Raw genomic sequence first — 14,100 nt, 5'->3', positions numbered from 1 at the left:
TGTCGCGGCCGGCCTTTTTTGTGGAAAAGCAGTGGGTTCATCCCGGCGCTATTCGCGCACCACGCGGCGCACTTCCACGCTGCCGCTGGCCGTGCGGGCCTGCAGCGTGTACATGCCGCTGGGCAGCGCGCTCAGGTTGAGGGTTTGCTGCTGCGTGAGGCCGTTGCCCGTCACCGTGCCTTCGTACACGCGCTGCCCCAGGGCGTTGAGCACCGTGAGGGCCACCGCCTCGCGGTAGCCGCTCAGCTCCAGGGTGAGGCGGCCGTCGGGCGTGGGGTTGGGGTACACGGTGAGCGAAGTGCCGGCCAGGCTGTTCTTGGCCGAGGTCACCACCAGCGGGTTGGAGGGCAGTGAAGTGCAGCCGGTGGCGTTGGTCGTCGTCACGGTATAGGAACCGAGCTGGGCGGGCAGGCCCGTCAGCACCAGCGTCTGGCCGGTGGCGCCGGTCACGGCGCCCTGGCCCAGGTACCACTGGTTGCCGGTCGTCGTGCTCGACGTGAGCGTAGTGGTCGTACCGTTGTAAGTAGCCGTGATGGTGGGCGTGGCCGGGCGCGCGTTCACCGTGAAGGTAGCCGTGCTGCTCACCGCCGCGCAGCCGCCGCCCGCCGCCACCGAGTTGGTGATGGTGTAGGTGCCGGCCGGCGCGCCCGTGAGGCTGATGGCGCCCGTGGTGGCGTTCACCGTGAGCCCCGCCGGGGCCACCGAGAACGTGCCCGCCACGCCCGTGAGGGTGGGCGTGAAGCTGCCGGTGCTGCCCGCGCAAGCCGTGCCCAGGGCCGGCGTGGGGTAGCTAAAGCCCGCCGTGGCCGCCGTGGTAATGGTCACGGTGGCCGTGCTGCTGCTGCCGCAAGTGCCGCTCACCGCGTAAGTGACGGTGTAGGTGCCGGCCGTGCTGCTGCCCAGGTTGATGACGCCGGTGCTGGCATTCAGCACCAGGCCCGCCGGGGCCGCCGAGAACGTGCCCCCCGCCGTGCCCGTGACGGTGGGCGTGGGCGGCACGATGCCGCTCAGGCAAAACGCCGGGGCCGGGTAGGTGAAGGTAGACGTGGCGGGCGCCGTGAGCGTGAAGGTGCTCGTGCCGGTCACGGCCGCGCAGCCGCCCGAAGCGGCCACGGTATTGGTCACGGTGTAGGTGCCGGCCGGGGCCGTGGCGCCTACCGTCACCACGCCCGTCGTGGCGTTCACCGTGAGGCCCGTGGCGGCCGGCAGCGAGAAGGTGCCAGCCGTGGCGCCGGTGCCGAGCGTGGGCGTAAGCGTGGCGCTGCTGCCGGCGCAGGTCGTGGCCGTGGGGTAGCTGAAGGCTGCCGTGGCAGGGGCCGTAATGGTCACAGAATAAGTGGATGCCGCACCGCACTGAGTGGCAGTGGTTGCCACTGTATACGTTACGGTGTAGGTTCCTGGCGTGCTGCTGGCGAGGGTAATAGCACCAGTCGTGGCATTCAGCGTCAGGCCCGTGGCCGAAGAGAAGGTGCCGCCGGCCGCGCCGGTGATGACGGGCGTGGGGACGGTGGTGCCGCTGGTGCAGAAAGGCCCGGTGCCGTAGCTGAAGGCCGCCGACGCCTGAGGAGTCAGCGTGAAGGTGGCGGTGCTGGTGGCGGCGGCGCACCCATTAGCCGCGGGTACCGTGTTGGTCACGGTGTAGGTGCCGGCGGCGGCCGTGGCGCCCACGGTTACGGCGCCCGTAGTGGCATTCACCGAAAGGCCCGTAGCGGCGGGCAAGGTGAAGGTCCCGGCAATGGCGCCGGTGCTGAGCGTGGGCGTGAGCGTGGCGGTGCTGCCGGCGCAGGTGGTGGCCGTCGGGAAAGCGAAGGACGCCGTCGGCGCGTTCGTAATGGTAACGACGGTCGTGCTGGTCACCGCTGCGCAGCCGTTAGCAGCCGCTACCGTGTTGGTCACGGTGTAGGTGCCCGGCGTGCTGCTGCCGAGCGTGATGGCGCCGGTGGTGGCATTCAGCGTCAGGCCGGTGGTGCTGCTGAATGTGCCCGCCGCAGCCCCAGAAGCCAGGGTGGCCGTGGGGTTGGTCGTGCCGCTTACGCAATACGTCGCGCTGCCGTAGCTGAAGCCCGCCGTGGGCGCGGCGTTGATGGTAACCGTCGTGGTGCCCGGGGCGTTGCAGCTGCCGCTCACCGTGTTGGTCACGGTGTAGGTGCCGGGCGTGCTGCTGCTGAGCGTGATGGCGCCGGTGGTGGCGTTCAGCGTCAGGCCCGCCGTTGAGGTGAAGGTGCCGGCCGTGGCGCCGGTGGCCAGCGTGGCTGCGGGGTTGGTGGCGCCGCTCACGCAGTAGCTGGCGCTGCCGTAGCTGAAGCCGGCCGTGGCGGGCAGGCAGATGCTCACCAGGTAGTCTTCGGTTTCGCCGTACCAGGCCGTGGCGCCCGACACGCAGGCGTCGGCCCCGGTGAAGGCGCTGTTGCGCCAGCGCACCCGGGCGCGGGTGGGGCCGGCCAGGGCCGTGGCGGGCACGGCCAGCGTCACGCCCGCGAACGTCACGTCGGTGGCCGTCAGGCTGGAGGTGCCCAGCAGCGTGTACTCGCTGGCCTCGAAGGTGCCGCTGTGGTCGTAGTCAATCCAGAGGCCGCCCTGCGAGTTGGTGGCGTTCGAGCGCACCGTCACGTTCACGCCCGTGCTGCCGGTGTAGGTGGTGCCGGCCACCAGGGTGGTGGTCAGGGCCGGGTCGGCGGTGAAGTCGCCGTAGCCGCCCGTCGAGTTGGCGCCGGTGGCGTTGGCAAAGCCCGGGGTGCCGGGCAGGGCCACGCTCTTCACGTACTCGTTGGTGCCCGTGCTCACGGGGGCGCAGTAGCAGTTCAGGAACGTGTTTTGCGCCACGGTCACGACGCTCGACGTGGTGGCACTGCCGCTGCCGCAGGTAGCAATTACCCGGTAGTCGGTGGCCGCCGTCTGGCTGGCCACGGTGTAGGGATTGGTGGTAGCGCCCATGATGTCGGCAAAGGCATTGGTGCCCGTGCGGCGCTGCCACTGGTACGTGACGCCCGTGGTGCCCGGCGCCAGGCCCGTGGCCGTCAGCGTGAAGCTGCTGCCCCCGCACACGCTCGTGGCCGAAGCCGTGGCCGTGAGGGCCGGCGGGGTGCCAGCGCAGGGCGTGGCCACGATGTTCACGAGGTAGTCTTCGGCCTCACCGTAGCCGGAGTTGCTGGCCCCGCAGGCCTGGGCGCTGGTGGGTTGGCTGTCGTCGCCGCCCCGGATGCGCATCTTGGTCTGGCCGGCCACTACGGCCGCGGTGGCCGGAATGGTGATGGTGACCGTGGCCGTGCCGCTGACCCCCGCATTGGTGCCGGAGGTGAAGAATTCGCTGGTTTCAAATACCCCGTTCTGATTAAAGTCAACCCAGACGCCGTTGTACTGGTTGCCGTCCGAGCCGAAGTTCAGCGTCAGCGGCGTCGGGGTGCCGGCGTAGAGCGTGGGCACTTGCAGCGTGGCCGCGCTGCCGGTCTGGGCCGAAGCGTAGTCGCGGTAGTAGGGCGAGGCGTTGCCCGTGGTGGCGTTGTCGAGCACATCCAGCCGCACCCGCGTAATCGTCTCGTTGACGCCGCCATTGCTGTAAGTAGGCGTGCAGTAGCAGTTCAGGAAGGGGGTTTGCGCTACCGCCACCACGTTGGAGGTGGTGGTAGCGCCGCCGCTGGTGCAGCTCACCAGCACCCGGTAGTCGGTGGCGGCCGTCTGGGCAGGCACCGTGTAAGTGGACGAGGCCTGGGCAGTGCCGAGGTTGGTGAAGGTGTTGGCGCCGGCCGGGCTGCTCTGCCACTGGTAGCTCAGGCCGCTGATGCCCGCGTTGCCGGCCGTCACGCTCAAGGTCAGGGCATTGCCCGGGCAGGTGCTCGCAGCCGAAGCCGCCGCCGTCACGCTGGTCGGACCGCCCGTGCAGGGCGCGGCCGTGATGCTCACCGTGTAGTCCATCGTCTGTCCGTATTGGGTCTGGGTGCACGAGTTCTCGGGGGTGTTGAGCGGCGCGTTGTTGTAGTAGTCGTTGCGAATGCGCAGGCGGGTAGGCCCGGCCACGGCCGTAGCCGGCACCGCAATGCTGGCCGTGAGCGTAGTGGCCGAAGACGAATACACCGCCCCGCCGCTGGTGCGCAGAATGAAAAACTCGCTGGCGTCAAAAGCTCCGTCCTGGTTGAAGTCAATCCAGGCCGAGGCGCGGGCGAAAGCAATTACGCCCACGCTGAGCGTGTAGCTGGAATTCACGCTGAGCGCGGTAGTGGTGGTGCTGGTGGGGTAGAGGGTATAAAAGGGCGTAGTCAGCGCCCCCGGCGCGTTGCTCAGCGTCACGCCGCCGTCGCCGGGCAGGCTCACCGCCGACACGCTGGCGTAGCTGGTGCTGGTGCTGCTGGAGCGGGCCGGGGGCGTGCAGTAGCAGTTGGCGGCTGGGCTGCGCGTCACCGCTACCGCCGTGGAGGTGGCGGTGCTGCCCTGGCAGCTCACCTGGCAGCGGTACGAGGTGCTGGCCGCCTGCTGGCCCGTCACCACGCAGGTCACGGCGTTGGCGTTCTGGCTGTAGGGGCCGGTGGCGTTGGTGGTGGGCAGGTTGGTCCAGGTGGTGTTGTCGGTCGAGTACTGCCACTGGTAGGTGAGGCCGGCGGCGCTGGTGTTGCCCGTGAGGCTCAGCGTGAAATAGCCGGCCGGGCAGGTGCTGCTGGCGCTGCTGCTGGCCGTGCCGGCCGTGGGCGTGCCGCTGCAGGCCGGCACCCCGCTCGTGGGGATTACCGACACGGCAAACACGTTGATAACGCCCGTGGCCGTCGAGGTTTTGCCGAAGGTGATGGCCGAAATCGGCTTGTTGACGTTGGCCGCCGCCACCGCAAACGTCAGCTGGTACAGCAGGGGCGTGGTGCTCGAAGCCGCGTCAATGGCGCTGGTGGCCGTGCGCCCCACCCGGCCGAAGCCCCGGTACGCCGCCGTAGCCGTGCCGGCCGAAAACCAGTCGCTAATCGACAGGCCCGTAAAGGCCTGCGTGGTGCCGTCGGTGAAGGTGAGCGTCACGTTCACGTTGCTGCTCAGGGGGCCGCCGCCGCCCGTCACCAGGGCGTACACCGTGCTGGCCGCCACCGGCGACGCCAGCCCCAGCGTGCCTTGGTCGGGCCCCGGGCCGGCGCCCGTGCCGGTGCCGGTGTTGCCGGTGGCCGGCACCCGCAGCACGTTGTTGCTCGCGTAGCCGGCCAGCTGAAACGTGAGGCCGGTGGTGGCCGAGGCAATGCTGGTGATGAGCCCGCTGTTGGGCAGCGGGTTCACAATGCCCTTGCCGGCCGGGGTTTCGCCGGCCGGGTTCACGTAGCTGGCGCTCGCAAACACGTAGCCCGTGCCCACGGCCCCGTCCACGTCGTAGGTGGTCATGGCGGTGGTGGGCCCGGTGCCCTCGGCTATCACGTCGTGGTTGTAGCCGGTCAGGGCCACTGGGGTGTAGGTTTGGGCGGCGGCCGGCCGCGCAAAGGCCCCGGCCAGCGCCAGCAGCAACAGCCGCGAATAACGAGTAAAGGGTTTTTTCATCAGGGGGGAAGTAGGGGGTTGGTTAGGTAAAAAGAGAAATGGGCGGTGCAAGGCCAGCAGGAATAACCGGGTGAAAAGGTGTTGCTTAGATGAAGCAAGGCCGGCATTCGCTTGCGGAAAGCTAAGCATGAACCAGAGTTAATTCATACATAGCATTGAAATAAGTCAGGCCAAAGCCACCCGCGGCACCGGGCCCGCCCCAGCTGCCCGCCGCCCGGGCCGCGCGTGGCCCGGGCGCGCCCGCGGCTTTGGGTGCGAAAACCGACCTTTTCTACGGTTACCTTTGTTGATTCTTCGCGCCGAAATCAATCCGCGTCCCCGATTCAATCAGCGAAAATCCATGATAGTTTGCATTGCCGAAAAGCCCAGCGTGGCCCGTGAGATTGCCAACGTGCTGGGCGCCACCCGCCGCATGGACGGCTACATGGAAGGCAACGGCTACCAGGTCACCTGGACCTTCGGACACTTCTGCCAACTCAAGGAGCCCGACGACTACCAGCCCGAGTGGAAGCGCTGGAGCCTGCACAACCTGCCCATGATTCCGGACAAGTTCGGCATCAAGCTCATGCGCCGCGACGAGGGCGTGGTGAAGCAGTTCCACACCATCAAAAAGCTGGTGGACGAAGCCACCGAAGTCATTAACTGCGGCGACGCCGGGCAGGAAGGGGAGGTGATTCAGCGCTGGGTGCTGCAGGAGGCCAAGTGCCGCAAGCCCGTGAAGCGCCTCTGGATTTCGTCGCTCACCGAGGAGGCCATTCGCCAGGGCTTCGCCAACCTGCGCGAGGCTAAGGAGTTCGACTCGCTCTACCAAGCCGGCAAGAGCCGGGCCGTGGGCGACTGGCTGCTGGGCCTCAACGCCACCCGCCTCTTCACCCTGAAATACACCACCTACCAGGACAAGCAGCTCCTCAGCATCGGGCGGGTGCAAACGCCTACGCTGGCCCTGCTGGTGGAGCGCTGGCACGAAATCCAGAACTTCCGGCCCGAGCCCTACTGGGTGCTCAAGACCGAATACCGCGGCACCCTGTTCAGCCACATGGCCGCGCCCGACAAAGCCAAGGACGCCGACGCCGCGCCCGATACCAAGAGCCGCCTGCGCGCCCTGGGCTACTTCGTGACCGAGGAAGAGGCCCGCGAAGCTCTGGAAGCCGTGCGCCCTGCCCCGTTGCGCGTGACGGACGTGGAAATCAAGAAAGGCCGGGAGTCCCCGCCGCGCCTGTTCGATTTGACCTCGTTGCAGGTGCAGTGCAACAACCAGCTGGGCTTGTCGGCCGAAGACACGCTGAAAATCGTGCAGGCGCTGTACGAGAAAAAGGCCGTGAGCTACCCGCGCGTCGACACCACGTTTTTGCCCGATGACCAGTATGCCAAAATCCCCGGCATCCTGCGCGGCATCGGCTACGATGCGCTGACCAAGCCGCTGCTGGCCACCAAGATTCCGAAGACGCCCAAGGTCTTCAACAACAATAAGGTGACGGACCACCACGCCATCATTCCGACCGGCGCGGCCGGCCCCGGCGGCGGCATGGAAACCAGCGTGTACGACATCATTGCGCGCCGCTTCATTGCTGCCTTCTACCCCGACTGCGAGGTGAGCAACACCACCGTGCTGGCCGAAGCCGCCGAGCGCCCCTTCCGCGTGCGCGGCCGCCAGATTCTGAACCCCGGCTGGCGCGTGGTGTACGGCGACCCGACCCAACAAGCCGCTCCGAAACCAGCCCAAGCACCAGGCACCAACAACCAGGCACCAGATGATGACGACGCCGTATCGACGGTGCTGCCCAACTTCGTGAAGGGCGAAAGCGGCCCGCACGAGCCGCGCCTGGAAAGCAAGATGACCCAGCCGCCCAAAGACTACACCGAGGCCACGCTGCTGCGCGGCATGGAAACGGCCGGCCGCAACATCGACGACGAGGAGCTGCGCCAGGCCATGAAGGAAAACGGCATCGGGCGGCCCAGCACCCGCGCCGCCATCATCGAAACGCTGTTTAAGCGCAACTACATCCGGCGCGAGAAGAAGCGCATCGTGCCCACGCCGACGGGGGTAGAATTGATTGGCTTGATTCGCAACCCCACGCTGAAATCGGCGGAGCTCACCGGCCAGTGGGAGCACAAGCTGCGCCAGATTGAGCGCGGCGAATTGTCGTCGGAAGGCTTTTTGGGCGAGCTGTCGGGACTGGTGAAGGAGATGGTGGCCGAAGTGAAGAACGACGGCCGCGGCCGCATGGTCACCTCCGGCAGCGCCGAGCTGGCCGTGCAGCAAGCCCAGGCCAGCGGCGCCAACGGCGGCAGCAAAGTGCCCGCCGGCATGACCGGCGGCCGGCCCGCCACGCCCCACGGCCCGGCCACCCTGCCCGGCGCCAACGGCCTGGGCTACTGCCCGGCCTGCAAAACCGGCCACGTGGTGCGCGGCAAAACCGCTTTCGGCTGCGCGCGCTTCCGCGAGGGCTGCACCTTCCGCCTGCCCGCCGAAATCCACGGCAAGAAGCTGAGCGACCCGCAGGTGAAAGCCCTGCTGGCCAAAGGCCGCACGCCGGTGATGAAAGGCTTCGTCGGGGCCGACGGGCAGAAGTTCGACGCCGCCATCGGGCTTGATATGGCCTTTCAGCCCACCGTGCTGCTGGTGGCCGACGCCAAGCCGGGCGCCGCGCCCGACTCCGGCCAGATTCCGTGTCCGGTGTGCAAGCTGGGCACCATGCTCAAAGGCAAAGCCGCCTACGGCTGCTCCCGCTTCCGCGAAGACTGCCAGTTCCGCCTGCCCTTTGAGTGGGGCGGCAAGCAGCTCACCGAAGCGCAGCTCAAGCTGCTGCTGCGCCGCGGCGAAACCGGCGTCATCAAAGGCTTCATCTCCGGCAAAACCGGCAAGAAATACGACGCCGCGCTGAAGGTGGAGGAGGGCCGCGTGGTGCCGGTGTTTGCGTAGACTAGAGCGAGTTTCTGGCTTTTTGCCGGCCTAGTGCCCGGCACTGCGGGCAGCTTTGCCGGGCAGCGTGTAGCCCACCTGCACGGCCATCCGCTGGTACTGCCCCGACCCGAACGTGGCAAAGGCGTTCGCCTGCCACGGCTTGCCGGCCGGCGCCAACGCCACGCGGGCGTAGGTGAAAGAGCTCGCCGACCGCTCGAAGTTGAGCGAGGCGGCGCTGCTTACGCCCACCACCAGCGCCAGCGGGCTGCGGGGCCCAAAGCCCGTGCCCACGCCCAGGTAAGATGTTGGGTTGGCCAAGCCCAGCAGCCCGTTGCCGCCGTAGCCGAGTTCGTACTGTACCCAATGGTTCCAGTTCATTTCGAACTGAAAGGTGGGCACGGCCCGCACCGTGTCGACCACGATGTTGGTGCTCAGCAGGTCGAAGGATTTTTCCTGGCCGTAGTAGCCCACGCGGCCCACCAGCATGCCCACCCCCACGCGCGTTTGCCACCGGTTCTTCTGGATATCGACGCTCATGTGCGGGTGCGCGGCCAACAGGCCCACCGTGGCCCGGCGACCGTCACCAATGCGCAGGCGGTCGGCGGCGCTCACCACGTCGAGGCCCACGCGCAGCGTGGTGGTGGAGCGGCCGGGCCGGTGCTGGGCCAGCGCGTAGTCGGCTCCCAGCAGCAGGCCGTCGAAACGGTGTTCGACCGCTACGCCCGGGCGGGAGTTGCCCCCGCCGCCAAACAAGCTAAAGGAGGAATGAATGTCCTCGGTGCCGTGGGAGAACCGACCGCTCGTGTACCCGCCGCGCAGCTCCACACTGCGGGAAGTTTCGATTTTGGCGGGCTCGGGGCTGCCCGTTTGAGCGTGGGCGAATGAAGATGCCAGCAGCGCGGGCAAAACGGCGAAAACGGCGACGAAACGGCGGAACATGGGGTGCGGAAAAAAAGTGGTGAATTGATGCTCCAAAGGAACTCCCCGTTACTCCTGCGGCGCCAGTCAAAATGTCTGCTGCCCAGACTTTAGTTTTTTCAAATTCTTACCGTAAACTATTGTTGTTAATTGTTTTAAAGATGATTAGTCTGACTTTTCAAATTGGGCTTGTTTGCCACTAAGTTCTTCACCATGCCTTTGAAAATGATGCCGTGGAAAGGCAGCACCGAGTACCAGTACAGCCGGCCCGCCAACCCGCGCGGGCGGTAGGCGGCCAGCTGCTCCACGGCGTGGTGCCATCGGGCTGGTCCGCGATGCGGAACTGCAGCCGGGCCTTCCCGGGCAGCCACGCCCCGACTCCCACCTGATAAATTGCTAAAAAGCCCCGCCAATTGCTCGACGAGGCCTTCCGCAAAGAAATACTCCTGGGTTTTAAGGTTTTACCCAACGGCCGCGCCAGGGCTGCCCAGCCACGGTGGTTTCCACGATGTAGACCCCGGCCGCCAGCTGCGGCGCTTCCAGTGCCACGCTGGCCGCGCCGGCGGGCGCCTCGGTGGTTTGTTGGTGCACGGTGCGGCCGGTGAGGTCGCGCACCTGTACGGTCAGGGCCTGGGCGCGGCCAAGCGTGAGGTGCAGGGCGGGGACCACGCCCGGATTGGGGCTGAGGGCCAGCGGCTGCGCGGCCACCGCGTTGCGGGTGCCCAGCACACCGAGCGCGCCGGTGTCGCTGATGGGTTGGGCGTAAATGCCGTCATCCGTGCGCTGGTCCTGCCACACGTTCACCAGCTGGCCATTGGCGAAGGGCAGGGTGGCGTAGTTCTGCTTAGGGCTGGCCACGACGCTGAGCGGAATGATGCCGCTGCCCGTCGGGAACGCCGATTGGGCCTGGTAATCAACCTTTGTGGCCCACAAGGCCCGGTTCATCCCGCCGGTGTTTTCGCTATAGGTGATGATGAGGCCGGTGCCGGTGTCGCGCAGGGTCTGGGCCGCATAATAGCTGGCGCTCACGCCCATCACGGGCACGCCGCCGGGGCCCAGCTGCACGGCGCCGGTGGCCGGGTCGAGGCGCTGCACGGTGAAGCCCGAGTTGCTTTGGGTGCTGTTCAGCTCGTTCACCACGGCCCACACCTCGTTGCGGGCCGCCACGTATTGCAAGGAGCCGCCGATGCGGGCCGTGGCCGTGCCCGCCAGCAGCTCGGTGCCGGTGGCGCCCCAGGGCAGGGTGCCGTCGGCCAGCACGCGCTGGGCGTACATATCGCCCAGGTTGGCGTTGGCGGGGTTACCCGAGCCCAGCAGCACGTAGAAACCGCCGCTGCCATCGGGCACCAGCTCCGGGATGGCCGCAAAGCCGATGGTCTTGTCGCTCACGCGCGTGGGGGCCGCCCACACCGGGGCGCCCACCGTGCTGAACCGCTGGGCAAAAACGGTGGAAATGCCCAGGCCCGAACCGGTTTCCTCCACGTACTGCATCACCACGTCATCGGCCCCGAAGGCATTGATGGTCATGCCGATGATGCCCGGGCGGGTGTACTTTTTTACGGGGTCCTGCACGCGGTTCACGCCGCCGAGGGCCACGCCGGCCGGCGAAAGCTTCTGGAAAGAAACCCACTTGCTGGCGTGCGCGACATTGGCCACGCCGCTCGAATTCCAGGCAATGACCACGTTGTTGCCGAAGGTGAACCCGATGGCGGGCGAAAGGCCCGAGGTGGCGTTGGGGTCCAGCAGCGGGATGCCGGTGGCGCCCCACAGCTGCTGCCCGGTGGGCGATACCTTGTAGGCCACGCACTGGTTGGCGCCCGAGCGCGTGTCCTGAAACGCCAGGACGGCGTTGCCCAAGTTGTCGGTTTTCAGGTCGTAGCGGAACAGGGCGCTGCCCTGGGGCTGGTTGCTCACCAGCAGGCCGGCGGCGCCGAACTGGGCCCGGCCGTTGGCGTCGAGCAGCTGCAGGCGCATCTGGTAGTTGGTGGTGGCCACGGTTTCAAACCAGGCCACCCAGGTGCCGCCGTTCAGGGCCGGCGAGATGCGCGGCGTCACCTCGCCGGTGGCGGCCGCGTCGCGCACGGCCAGGTTCTGGGCGGGGTTGGGGCTCCATTGGGCCCGGGCCGAATAGGTGCTAAGCACGGCTGCGAGTAGCAGGAGTACGGGTTGTTTCATCGTTGTAAGCGTAAGTGGTGTTGAGCCAAGAAGAAATAGGGTCGGGTGACTAAGGTCGTGCAAAACCCTGACTTCGACAATGGTTACGCGGAGCCTTGGATGTAGCGGCGGCGGGGCAGGCGTAAGTTTGCCCTTCTCCATCTCGTTCCTGTTTCTGCACCTTCATGCGTCGAATTATTCCGCTAGCCATCGGGCTGTTGCTTTTTTGACCGTGCCTGGCGCATGCCGATGCCCTGGACGGTGCCGTTTTTATGCTGGAAGTGCTGGCCGCCTTATGGGGGCTGGCCCTGCTGGGCATGGGGCTCAGCGCACTGGCCTATTGGAAGCCCAACTCCTGGCGACTGGCAGCGGCCAGCTACGCGGTGAATGCGGTAGGCCTGCTACCGGGGCTGGTTTGGGAACAGGTGTTTAGCCGCGACAACGGCGGCGGCATTCCCTTTTTTGGCGACCTCAATCCCTTTCTGGCGGCATCGCTGCCTTTTGCGGTGTGGCTGTGGGCCGCCAGCAAAGTGGCCGGCCGCACCCAGCCCCAGGCCAGTACCTGGGGCGTGGCCCTGGCGCTGGTTGGGGCCAGTTTCTTTCTCAATCAAGGGCTGTTTTGGGTCCTGCGCTGGCTGCTCTTCGGTTCCCTTGTCGAGGTATACCGCACCGTCTACTGGCAGTGGCTGGTGGGCCCGATGGTGCTGTTTGGCATCTGGTGGCTGGTGCTGCGGCAGCTGCAGCGGTTCCGGCCGCTGGGGTGGCCGGCGCGGGCTGTTTGGCTGGTGCCGGGGCAGGCGCTGTTGCTGAGCACGGCGTTGGGCTGCCTGCCGCTGTTGTCCGTACTGCCCCGAATAGCCCTGGACCCGCGCTGGCTTGTCCAATTCCTTGGCCATGCCCTGCTGAGCTACGCCATTGGAGTGCTGGCCCTCTGGCTGAACCAGCAACGCCACCAGCGCGTGGCCCAGGATTAAGCGCCGGGTTGGGTGCCCTGCTGGCTCACCAGCTGCGAGAAGCTCTTGGCCGCGTTGGTAAACTCCGAGGGGATGAGCATGATGGTGGTCGTGTTGTTGTCGATGCCGATTTCCGACAGCATCTGCATGCGGCGCAGCTCCAGGGCCACGGGGCTTTCCTCCATCTGCTTGGCGCCCTGCGTGAGCTTTATCGACGCTTCCAGCTCCGCCTCGGCCTTGATGATGCGGGCGCGCTTCTCGCGAATGGCTTCGGCCTCGCGCGCCATGGCCCGCTGCATGGACTCCGGAATTTCCACGTCCTTGATTTCGACCAGCTCAATCTTCACGCCCCAGGCCTCGGTGGCGGCGTCCACAATCTGCATCAGCGAGGCGTTGATGGCGGCGCGCTCGCGCAGCACCTCGTCCAGCTGGTGCTGGCCGATGATGTTGCGCAGCGCCGTCACCGACAGTTGGTAAACCGCCTGGTTGAAATTGGCTACTTTGATGATGGCATCGGCCGGGTTCACCACCCGAAACCACAGCACGGCGTTCACCTTGATGGTCACGCTGTCCTTGGTGATGGTTTCCTGCTGCTCCAAATCCACCGTCTTGGTGCGGATATCAATGGTTTGCTGGCGTTCGAGCAGCGGAATTATCCAGTACAGCCCCGGCCCGCGCGTGCCCACAAACCGGCCCAGCCGAAACACAATGGCCCGCTCGTATTCCTGCGCAATGCGCAGGCCGGAGAGCAGGAAGGCAACAACGAGGAGAACGATATACAGCGACATGGCCGAAAGGGAGTTGGTGAGGTTTTCGGGGGATGTATCGCTGAAGTGGGGTAGGCATTACAGAGGGACTATTAATGGAAAATATTATTAGGTTGCTTGCCGCTGAAAGAGGTCAGGGTTTGAAATTGTTGCCCATGTTCGTTAGTGTAATCAATAGCTAATTGAAGGTCAGACAATTCTTCTGGGTACGCCATTTCGGCTCTTTGGCTAGTAACACGTTCCCCGCCGGTCATGATATAAAAATTAGATAACGTGCATTTGATATTTCTCTCTAGAAAAGGTCCCAGGTTGTTTACTGATGGAATCGATTCATCAAGAATTAGGTGATTGCTCCCAGTCTGTTGCAGTCGTATATTGATTGCAGCGATGCTTGAGTTATTTATTAATTGAAGCTTGTAGTGTCTTTTAGCACTAATGATAAGTTTTGCTTCTTCAATGCGTATAAGACTGCCTGGAGAAATATATTCTGCAAACCCTTCATTTGAAGATATTCCGTTTTGATATAAGAGAATAGCCTCAATTTTGGGCCTGAGTGTAAGTAATGGTTGACCATTGCCTAATTGTTGCGCAGCATATGCCTCTGTTTTATTGCGCCAATCTTTTAAATGAGAAACCGGAAAATGTTTTTCATCTTTATCAATCAGAGTTGCGCAGTTGCTACAAAGCCAAATACCATTTCCAATGCTTTTTCTCTCAATATCAGATAAGCTTGGGTCATAGCGCGGTCCACCTGGGGAAGCAGCTGTTATATGAGCTGCTACACCAATTAAAGTAGTTTTATCGGTTGCAGTGTGTGGACCGATTGTCACTCTTCTGCAAAAAGGATTTGAGCACAGGTAAGCTACTCGCCCTGCCAGAGTCGTAATCACTTTTTGCGGAAAGT

The 14,100-nt window shown here is 65.2% G+C and carries 8 protein-coding genes; 2 read left to right on the top strand and 6 right to left on the bottom strand.

Translation table 11 applies throughout. From position 1 onward, the window contains the following. Positions 1-48: 48 nt before the first annotated feature. Entirely contained in the window at positions 49-5,499 is a 5,451-nt protein-coding gene (locus I2H31_RS25460; RefSeq protein WP_196292333.1) for a beta strand repeat-containing protein, read from the bottom strand. Positions 5,500-5,839: 340 nt separating this feature from the next. On the opposite strand from I2H31_RS25460, the gene I2H31_RS07320 reads away from it, so the two are divergent. Then, a complete protein-coding gene (locus I2H31_RS07320; RefSeq protein WP_196292332.1) occupies positions 5,840-8,422 on the top strand; it encodes a type IA DNA topoisomerase in 2,583 nt (860 codons plus the stop codon). Between the two features lie 30 nt (positions 8,423-8,452). Here I2H31_RS07320 and I2H31_RS07315 read toward each other — a convergent pair whose 3' ends face one another. The 3 genes from I2H31_RS07315 to I2H31_RS07305 form a co-directional block, all read right to left on the bottom strand. Then, positions 8,453-9,343, bottom strand: coding sequence for a hypothetical protein (locus I2H31_RS07315; RefSeq protein WP_196292331.1), 891 nt, complete (start codon positions 9,341-9,343; stop codon positions 8,453-8,455). 134 nt (positions 9,344-9,477) lie between these two features. Beyond that, a complete protein-coding gene (locus tag I2H31_RS25075) occupies positions 9,478-9,630 on the bottom strand; it encodes a DUF2867 domain-containing protein (protein ID WP_317192195.1) in 153 nt (50 codons plus the stop codon). 145 nt (positions 9,631-9,775) lie between these two features. Further along, complete coding sequence (locus I2H31_RS07305; protein WP_196292330.1) at positions 9,776-11,497, bottom strand: T9SS type A sorting domain-containing protein; 1,722 nt, start codon at positions 11,495-11,497, stop codon at positions 9,776-9,778. A gap of 251 nt (positions 11,498-11,748) precedes the next feature. On the opposite strand from I2H31_RS07305, the gene I2H31_RS07300 reads away from it, so the two are divergent. Continuing rightward, positions 11,749-12,450: a hypothetical protein gene (locus tag I2H31_RS07300; RefSeq protein WP_196292329.1), complete on the top strand. Its 702-nt coding sequence runs from the start codon at positions 11,749-11,751 to the stop codon at positions 12,448-12,450. On the opposite strand, the gene I2H31_RS07295 is transcribed toward I2H31_RS07300, so the two are convergent. Together I2H31_RS07295 and I2H31_RS07290 are read right to left on the bottom strand one after the other, a co-directional pair. Then, the gene (locus tag I2H31_RS07295) at positions 12,447-13,217 is read right to left on the bottom strand and encodes a slipin family protein (protein WP_196292328.1); all 771 of its coding nucleotides are present in this window, start codon (positions 13,215-13,217) and stop codon (positions 12,447-12,449) included. The genes I2H31_RS07300 and I2H31_RS07295 overlap by 4 nt on opposite strands. 71 nt (positions 13,218-13,288) lie before the next feature. Then, positions 13,289-14,086 carry a hypothetical protein gene (locus tag I2H31_RS07290; protein WP_196292327.1) on the bottom strand — a complete coding sequence of 266 codons (798 nt, stop codon included), beginning with the start codon at positions 14,084-14,086 and terminating at the stop codon, positions 13,289-13,291. Between the last annotated feature and the right edge of the window lie 14 nt (positions 14,087-14,100).

This window comes from Hymenobacter ruricola (genome assembly GCF_015694525.1).
Lineage (GTDB): Bacteria > Bacteroidota > Bacteroidia > Cytophagales > Hymenobacteraceae > Hymenobacter > Hymenobacter ruricola.
The sequence above is the reverse complement of the archived record's forward strand: the minus strand, read 5'-3'. Positions and strand labels throughout refer to the sequence as shown.

Bases quoted from the DNA above. Each gene is read 5' to 3' on its own strand.
- I2H31_RS25460 (WP_196292333.1), bottom strand. From the start codon at position 5,499: ATGAAAAAACCCTTTACTCGTTATTCGCGGCTGTTGCTGCTGGCGCTG.
- I2H31_RS07320 (WP_196292332.1), top strand. From the start codon at position 5,840: ATGATAGTTTGCATTGCCGAAAAGCCCAGCGTGGCCCGTGAGATTGCC.
- I2H31_RS07315 (WP_196292331.1), bottom strand. From the start codon at position 9,343: ATGTTCCGCCGTTTCGTCGCCGTTTTCGCCGTTTTGCCCGCGCTGCTG.
- I2H31_RS07305 (WP_196292330.1), bottom strand. From the start codon at position 11,497: ATGAAACAACCCGTACTCCTGCTACTCGCAGCCGTGCTTAGCACCTAT.
- I2H31_RS07300 (WP_196292329.1), top strand. From the start codon at position 11,749: ATGCTGGAAGTGCTGGCCGCCTTATGGGGGCTGGCCCTGCTGGGCATG.
- I2H31_RS07295 (WP_196292328.1), bottom strand. From the start codon at position 13,217: ATGTCGCTGTATATCGTTCTCCTCGTTGTTGCCTTCCTGCTCTCCGGC.